The 7,087-nt window shown below is 64.2% G+C and carries 6 protein-coding genes; 5 read left to right on the plus strand and 1 reads right to left on the minus strand.

Translation table 11 applies throughout. The features are described from left to right. Positions 1-40: 40 nt before the first annotated feature. Entirely contained in the window at positions 41-529 is a 489-nt protein-coding gene (locus tag QJT82_RS41690; RefSeq protein ID WP_028344048.1) for a ferritin-like domain-containing protein, read from the minus strand. Between the two features lie 238 nt (positions 530-767). Between QJT82_RS41690 and QJT82_RS41695 the strand changes: the two genes are divergently transcribed. The 5 genes from QJT82_RS41695 to QJT82_RS41715 all read left to right on the plus strand — a co-directional run bounded on the left by QJT82_RS41695 (position 768) and on the right by QJT82_RS41715 (position 6,975). After that, positions 768-971, plus strand: a complete 204-nt coding sequence (locus QJT82_RS41695; protein ID WP_028344049.1) for a CsbD family protein — start codon at positions 768-770, stop codon at positions 969-971. 101 nt (positions 972-1,072) lie between these two features. Next, positions 1,073-1,681, plus strand: a complete 609-nt coding sequence (locus tag QJT82_RS41700; protein ID WP_028344050.1) for a cysteine hydrolase — start codon at positions 1,073-1,075, stop codon at positions 1,679-1,681. A 691-nt stretch (positions 1,682-2,372) separates the two neighbouring features. Further along, the gene (locus QJT82_RS41705) at positions 2,373-3,392 is read left to right on the plus strand and encodes a TRAP transporter substrate-binding protein (RefSeq protein WP_028344051.1); all 1,020 of its coding nucleotides are present in this window, start codon (positions 2,373-2,375) and stop codon (positions 3,390-3,392) included. Positions 3,393-3,414: 22 nt separating this feature from the next. After that, entirely contained in the window at positions 3,415-5,301 is a 1,887-nt protein-coding gene (locus QJT82_RS41710) for a TRAP transporter large permease subunit (protein ID WP_028344052.1), read from the plus strand. 24 nt (positions 5,302-5,325) lie between these two features. Continuing rightward, positions 5,326-6,975 (plus strand): acyl-CoA synthetase, encoded by a 1,650-nt coding sequence (locus tag QJT82_RS41715; protein WP_028344053.1) that lies wholly within the window; start codon positions 5,326-5,328, stop codon positions 6,973-6,975. The last annotated feature ends 112 nt before the right edge of the window (positions 6,976-7,087 follow it).

The raw sequence follows: 7,087 nt of genomic DNA on the forward strand, positions 1-7,087 counted from the left end.
GCGTGTGTACAAAGCGGACGTCGCTTCATCGCGCGTCTCGTCAGGCGGCTTCGGCGTTGATGCCGCTGACGGCGAGCTTGGTGAGCGCTTCATCCGTCTTCTTTTCCTCGGCCAGGGTCTGGTCGATGAGCTTGACCGCATCCTTCATGCTGAGGCGGTTGGCCCATGCCTTCAAGGTGCCGTAGCGGGCGATCTCGTAATGCTCGACCGCCTGGGCTGCCGAGAGCAGGCCCGCGTCGAGCGCCGGCGTGTCGGCATACTCCTCCATGATCTCCTTGCCCTCGTCGATGATCCCTTCGATGGCGTCGCACTTCTTGCCGCGCGCCGGCTTGCCCATCAGGTCGAAGATCTGCTCGAGCCGCTCGATCTGTCCTTCGGTCTCGTCATGATGCTTCTCGAACGCCGCGCGCAGGTCGTCGGACTCGGCGGCCTTGGCCATCCGCGGCAACGCCTTCAGGATCTGCTTTTCCGCGTAATAGATGTCCTTGAGGGTATCGAGGAAGAGGGCGCTGAGATCTTTGTCCGGCATTGGTCGCTCCGTGAGTTGGGTGAATAGTCCGGAGTGCCAACACGAGTGCGAAAGGCAAGTTCCTATCCTTGATCGATGCGTGGCAAAGCGCCTCGTCGCCTGTCGCGCATTCAAGCGCGCTACGATGGAGCTTGGTCGGATTGCGAAGTCTTGATTGCGAAGTCTTGCCGCAACGCGGCTTCGGAACGAAGCCTCGGCCGGCCCGTTGGTCGGTCTCATCGTTCAAGGGAGAACCGCGATGGATTGGAATCGTGTCGAAGGCAACTGGAAGCAGGTCAAGGGTAAGGTCAAGGAGCAGTGGGGCAAGCTCACCGATGACGATCTCGATGTGATCGACGGCAAGCAGGAGCAGCTCGAGGGCCGTCTGCAGCAGCGCTACGGCTATGCCAAGGATCAAGCCGCCAAGGAAGTGAACGACTGGTATGGCCGCCAGAAATGGTGAACCGGACCACGTCAGGGGCCCCGCTTCGGCGGGGCCTTTTGCGGCCTGGGCGGCTGACCCTGCGTGTGACGGCATGCGGTCGGCGCGCGCTGGAATGAGCGATGGGACAGCTTCTCAGCCCGCCGGGTCCGCGCGCGGCGCACCTTTGCATCGACATGCAGCGGCTGTTCGAACCGGGAGCGCCTTGGGCGACGCCCTGGATGGACCGCGTGCTGCCACGCATCGTCGAGCTGGCGCAGCATGCGCCTGAACGTACCGTGTTCACCCGCTTCATTCCGCCGCGCTCGAAGCACGACGCGCGAGGGATTTGGCGGACCTATTACGAGAAATGGGAATGCGTGACCCGTGAGCGGCTCGATCCGGAGTTGATCGAGCTCGTGCCGGCGCTTGCCGCCTGTGTGCCGCCGGCCGCCATCGTCGACCGGCCGATCTACAACGCGTTCAGCAATGGGCGCCTGCAAGCTCATCTGGATGCGCATGGGATCGATACGGCCATCGTGTCGGGCGGCGAGACCGACGTGTGCGTGCTCGCCACCGTGCTGGCCGCGATCGATATCGGCTATCGGGTGATCGTGGCCGAGGATGCGCTGTGCAGCTCTTCCGATCAAAGCCATGACGCGCTGCTGCAGCTTTATGCCGAACGCTTCAGCATCCAGATCGAGGTGGCATCCACGGCCGATATCCTCCGGATGTGGACCCTCGACGACTGAAGCGACAACGCGCCGGTCGGGCAACATCCCAGACGAGGCGTCCTGGCATCAGGGCGGTCGGAGCAGGGGTGGCAATACCTACTTGCTGGGGTTGCGCTTGGGGCAATTTGTGCTGCCGTTCTTCGAGTTGCCGAGCACGAAGGTGCGATCCAACCCACGCGCACTCATGATCCTCTGCGGGCTGACCGGCTGATGGTACCGTGGGCGGCGAAGTCATGGTGACGCCGTGCAAGCCAAAACGCATGCGGTCGAGCGATGAGCCGCGGGGACGTGGGACCGGCCGTCGATCTGCGACCGGTGCAATGGTTCCTGGGATGGCTGTCGGCCTTGCGGTGAAGGTGAGCGGCGCAATGGGATAGCTGCCGGTGATCGTAGCCACGCCCATATCCATAATTCGCATAAGGTATATTATGGAATATTTATATCTACAATTAGATCAGATATTTAGTGGGAAATCTTCGCACTGGTCCGCAAGTTGGCGTGTGTGCTGATGTACCCAAGCCGGTCGTCCGGCCCGTGCCGATGCCGCAGCGATCTACGCGCGCGCATCTCGTCTGAAAGCCGATATTGCCGCCGCGTACGGACGCTGCAATAAGCCCCAGCTGTGCAGAGATCGCTGGTGACCCCGCGGCATCAGGTCCGTATAGGATGGCATCTCAGAACAACAACAAGCCTCTTGAGGGAGCAACCAATGAGCTTTTCACGACGCACGCTGCTGAAGGTTTCCGCCGCTTCCGCCGTCCTCGGCGGGATTGGCGCGCCCTATGTCGCGCGCGCCCAGTCGGCCGAGTTCTCTTACAAGTTCGCCAACAACCTGCCGGAGTCGCATCCGTTCGTGGCGCGCGCCCGGGAGATGGCCGCGGCGATCAAGACCGAGACCAACGGCCGGTTTGACCTGCAGGTGTTCCCGAACAGCCAGCTCGGTTCCGATACCGACATGCTGAGCCAGGTGCGCTCCGGCGGCGTCGAATTCTTCACGCTGTCCGGCCTGATCCTGGCGACCCTGGTGCCGGCCGCCTCGATCAACGGCATCGGCTTCGCATTCCCGGACTATCCCACTGTCTGGAAGGCCATGGACGGCGAGCTCGGCGCCTATGTGCGCGGCGAGATCAACAAGGCCGGCCTCGAGGTCATGGAGAAGATCTGGGACAACGGCTTCCGCCAGACCACGTCGTCGACCAAGCCGATCACCGGTCCCGACGACCTCAAGGGCTTCAAGATCCGCGTGCCGGTGTCGCCGCTGTGGACCTCGATGTTCAAGGCGTTCGATGCATCGCCCGCCTCGATCAATTTCAGCGAAGTCTATTCGGCGCTGCAGACCAAGATCGTCGAAGGCCAGGAGAACCCGCTGGCGCTGATCTCGGCGGCGAAGCTCTACGAGGTGCAGAAGTACTGCTCGATGACCAACCACATGTGGGACGGCTTCTGGTTCCTGATGAACCGCCGAGCCTGGGCGGCGCTGCCGGACGATATCAAGACCATCGTCGCCAAGAACGTCAACGCGGCGGCCGTCAAGGAGCGCGAGGATACCGAGAAGCTGAACGCCACCGTGAAGCAGGAGCTCACGGGCAAGGGGCTCGTCTTCAACCAGCCCGAGGTCGGGCCGTTCCGCGACAAGCTCCGCACCGCCGGCTTCTACGCCGAGTGGAAGGGCAAGTACGGCGAGAAGGCCTGGGATCTGCTCGAAAAGTCCGTCGGCAAACTGTCCTGATTAATCCAGCAGGAGGCTTGCCATGGCTCATGTCGAGATGACGCCGGCCGTGGCCGGCGAGGCGGCGTCGCAGCCCCCTCGCCGCCGCTCCGTTCTCGGTTCCATCGACGCGGCGCTCGGGATGCTGGTCGAAATCCCGGCGGCGATCCTTGTCGTCGCCGAGGTCGTGATCCTGTTCGCCGGCGTGGTGTCGCGCTACGTGCTTCATGCGCCGCTGATCTGGTCCGACGAACTGGCGTCGATCCTGTTCCTGTGGCTCGCGATGCTGGGCTCGGCGGTGGCGTTCCGCCGCGGCGAGCACATGCGGATGACGGCGCTGGTCGCAAGCGCGGGACCGCGGCTCTGGGCCTATCTCGACGTCGTCGCGACCTGCGCCGCGCTGGCGTTCCTGATCCTGATCGTGCGGCCGGCCTATGAATACGCCTACGAGGAAAGCTTCATCACGACGCCGGCGCTGCAGATATCCAACACCTGGCGCGCGGCGGCGCTGCCGGTCGGCACCTGCCTGATGGCGCTGTTCGCGCTGCTGCGGCTGGCCCGGGTCGGCGAGTTCAAGACCTTCCTGCTGGCCGCGCTGACCGTGGCTGCGCTGATCGGCGCGTTCTGGCTGGCGCAGCCGATGCTGCGGCCGCTCGGCAATCTCAATCTGATCATCTTCTTCGTCGGCGTGGTCGGCTTCTGCGTGTTCGCCGGCGTGCCGATCGGCTTTGCCTTTGGCATGGCGATCTTCGGCTATCTGGCGCTGACCACCCGAACGCCGCTGTTGGTGCTGGTCGGCCGGATGGACGAGGGCATGAGCCATCTGATCCTGCTGTCGGTGCCGCTGTTCGTCTTCCTCGGCCTCCTGATCGAGATGACCGGCATGGCGCGGGCCATGGTGGCGTTCCTGGCGAGCCTGCTCGGCCATGTCCGCGGCGGCCTGCATTACGTGCTGGTCGGCGCCATGTATCTGGTTTCCGGCATCTCCGGATCGAAGGCCGCGGACATGGCCGCGGTCGCGCCCGTGCTGTTCCCGGAAATGAAGCAGCGCGGCGCCAAGCCGGGCGATCTGGTCGCCCTGCTCGCCGCCACCGGCGCGCAGACCGAAACCATTCCGCCGAGCCTCGTGCTGATCACGATCGGCTCGGTGACCGGCGTCTCGATCTCGGCGCTGTTCACCGGCGGCCTGCTGCCGGGCGTGGTGCTGGCGATCACCCTGTCGGGGCTGGTGTGGTGGCGCTACCGCGGCGAAGACCGCAGCCACGTTCAGCGGGCCACCGGCAGCGAGATCGGCAAGGCGTTCGTGTTCGCCCTGCCCGCATTGGCCCTGCCCTTCGTGATCCGCTACGCCGTGGTCGAAGGCATCGCCACCGCCACCGAAGTCTCGACCATCGGCATCGTCTACGCCTTCGTCATCGGCCTCTTGATCTACCGCAAATTCAACTGGCGGCGGCTGTTGCCGATGCTGATCGACACGGCGTGCCTGTCGGGCGCGATCCTGTTCATCATCGGCACCGCGACCGGCATGGCCTGGGGCCTGACCCAGTCCGGCTTCTCGCGGGCGCTGGCGGCGGCGATGACCGGGCTGCCCGGCGGTTCGGCGACCTTCATCGCGGTCTCGATCCTGGCCTTCGTGATCCTCGGCAGCGTGCTCGAGGGCATCCCGGCGATCGTGTTGTTCGGGCCGCTGCTGTTTCCGATTGCGCACCAGGTCGGCGTTCACGAGGTGCACTATGCCATGATCATCATCCTGGCGATGGGCATCGGGCTGTTCGCGCCGCCGTTCGGGGTCGGCTATTATGCCGCCTGCGCCATCGGGCGCGTCGATCCGGCCGAGGGTATCCGGCCGATCTGGGGTTACATGCTGGCGCTGTTGATCGGCCTGATCATCGTCGCCATCTTCCCCTGGATATCGATTGGATTCCTTTGAGAACCTAGCGGATTGGATAGAGCCATGAGTGCAGCTCAAAATCAGTACTCGATCGGATTGGACAAGACGCCCGCCAACTACGTGCCGCTGACGCCGCTGAGCTTCCTGGCGCGTTCGGCCGCCGTCTATCCCGACCACATCAGCGCGGTCTATGAGGGCCGCAGCTTCACCTGGAAACAGACCTACGAGCGTTGCAAACGCTTCGCGTCGTATCTTGCGGGCCACGGCATCGGCCATGGCGACACCGTCGCGGCGATGCTGCCGAACATCCCGGCGATGAACGAGCTGCACTTCGCGGTGCCGATGACCGGCGCGGTGCTTAATGCGCTGAACATCCGCCTCGACGCGGCGTCGATCGCGTTCCAGCTCGAGCACGGCGGCGCGAAGATCATCCTGGTCGATCCCGAATTCTCCGGCGTGATCGCGGAAGCTCTGACCCTGATGACGGGCGCAAAGCCGTTCGTGATCGACGTCGATGACGCGGCCTTCAGCGGCGGCAAGCGGATCGGCGAGATCGAGTATGAGGCGGCGGTCACAGCCGGCGATCCTGCTTTCGTGGAACGGCCGCCGGCCGACGAATGGGATGCGATCGCGCTGAGCTACACGTCGGGCACGACGGGCAATCCCAAGGGTGTCGTGACCCATCACCGCGGCGCCTATCTCAACGCCGTCAGCAACATCCTCGCCGGCAATCTCGGCCAGCATCCGGTGTATCTCTGGACGCTGCCGATGTTTCATTGCAACGGCTGGTGCTTCCCCTGGACCATCGCTGCGTCCGCCGGCGTCAATGTCTGCCTGCGCAAGGTCGATCCGGCCAAGATCTTCGAACTGATCCCCAAGCACGGCGTCACCCACATGTGCGGTGCGCCGATCGTCTACAACACGCTGATCAACGCGCCCGATGCGCCGAAGGGCGGCAAGGCAAAGCCCGTCGTCGGCCTGATCGCCGGCGCGGCGCCGCCGGTTGCCGTTCTCGAGGGCGGCGAGCGCATCGGCATCAAGCTGACCCACGTCTATGGATTGACCGAGGTCTATGGTCCAGCCTCGGTCTGTGCCGAGCAGCCGGGCTGGGACGAGCTGTCGGCTGACGCGCGTGCACAGCTGAAGCGGCGTCAGGGCGTGTCCTATCCGCTGCAGGAAGGCGTCACGGTGCTCGATCCCGAGACCATGCGCGAGGTGCCGCGCGACGGCGAGACCATCGGCGAGGTCATGTTCCGCGGCAACATCGTGATGAAGGGCTATCTGAAGAACGCGACGGCGACGCAGGAGGCCTTTGCCGGCGGCTGGTTTCACACCGGCGATCTCGGTGTGCTGGACGAGCACGGTTACGTCATCATCAAGGACCGCTCCAAGGACATCATCATCTCCGGCGGCGAGAACGTCTCCTCCGTCGAGGTCGAGGATATCCTCTACAAGCACCCGGCGGTGCTGTTCGCGGCAGTCGTGGCCAAGCCCGATCCGAAATGGGGTGAAGTGCCCTGCGCCTTCATCGAGCTGAAGGACAGCGCCAAGGCGACCGAGGCCGAGATCATCGCCTATTGCCGCGAGCACATGTCGGGGTTCAAGACACCGAAAGCCGTGGTGTTCGGCGTGATCCCGAAGACCTCGACCGGCAAGATCCAGAAATTCCTGCTGCGCAACCAGGTCGGATCGGCCAAGGCGATCTCGGCCTGACAGCGCCACATCCCCGCTGTCGTCCCGGGCTTGACCCGGCAACTGTTATGTTGGTTTGGTCTGCAGGTACGGCTTTCGGTCTCGCATCATGGCATTGAGGACCGTGAGCAGC

The sequence above is a fragment of the Bradyrhizobium sp. Mp19 genome, from assembly GCF_029952935.1.
Lineage (GTDB): Bacteria > Pseudomonadota > Alphaproteobacteria > Rhizobiales > Xanthobacteraceae > Bradyrhizobium > Bradyrhizobium elkanii.

What these genes read in the sequence shown, in the direction of transcription:
- QJT82_RS41690 (WP_028344048.1), bottom strand. Translation starts at nt 529, where the DNA reads ATGCCGGACAAAGATCTCAGCGCCCTCTTCCTCGATACCCTCAAGGAC.
- QJT82_RS41695 (WP_028344049.1), top strand. Translation starts at nt 768, where the DNA reads ATGGATTGGAATCGTGTCGAAGGCAACTGGAAGCAGGTCAAGGGTAAG.
- QJT82_RS41700 (WP_028344050.1), top strand. Translation starts at nt 1,073, where the DNA reads ATGGGACAGCTTCTCAGCCCGCCGGGTCCGCGCGCGGCGCACCTTTGC.
- QJT82_RS41705 (WP_028344051.1), top strand. Translation starts at nt 2,373, where the DNA reads ATGAGCTTTTCACGACGCACGCTGCTGAAGGTTTCCGCCGCTTCCGCC.
- QJT82_RS41710 (WP_028344052.1), top strand. Translation starts at nt 3,415, where the DNA reads ATGGCTCATGTCGAGATGACGCCGGCCGTGGCCGGCGAGGCGGCGTCG.
- QJT82_RS41715 (WP_028344053.1), top strand. Translation starts at nt 5,326, where the DNA reads ATGAGTGCAGCTCAAAATCAGTACTCGATCGGATTGGACAAGACGCCC.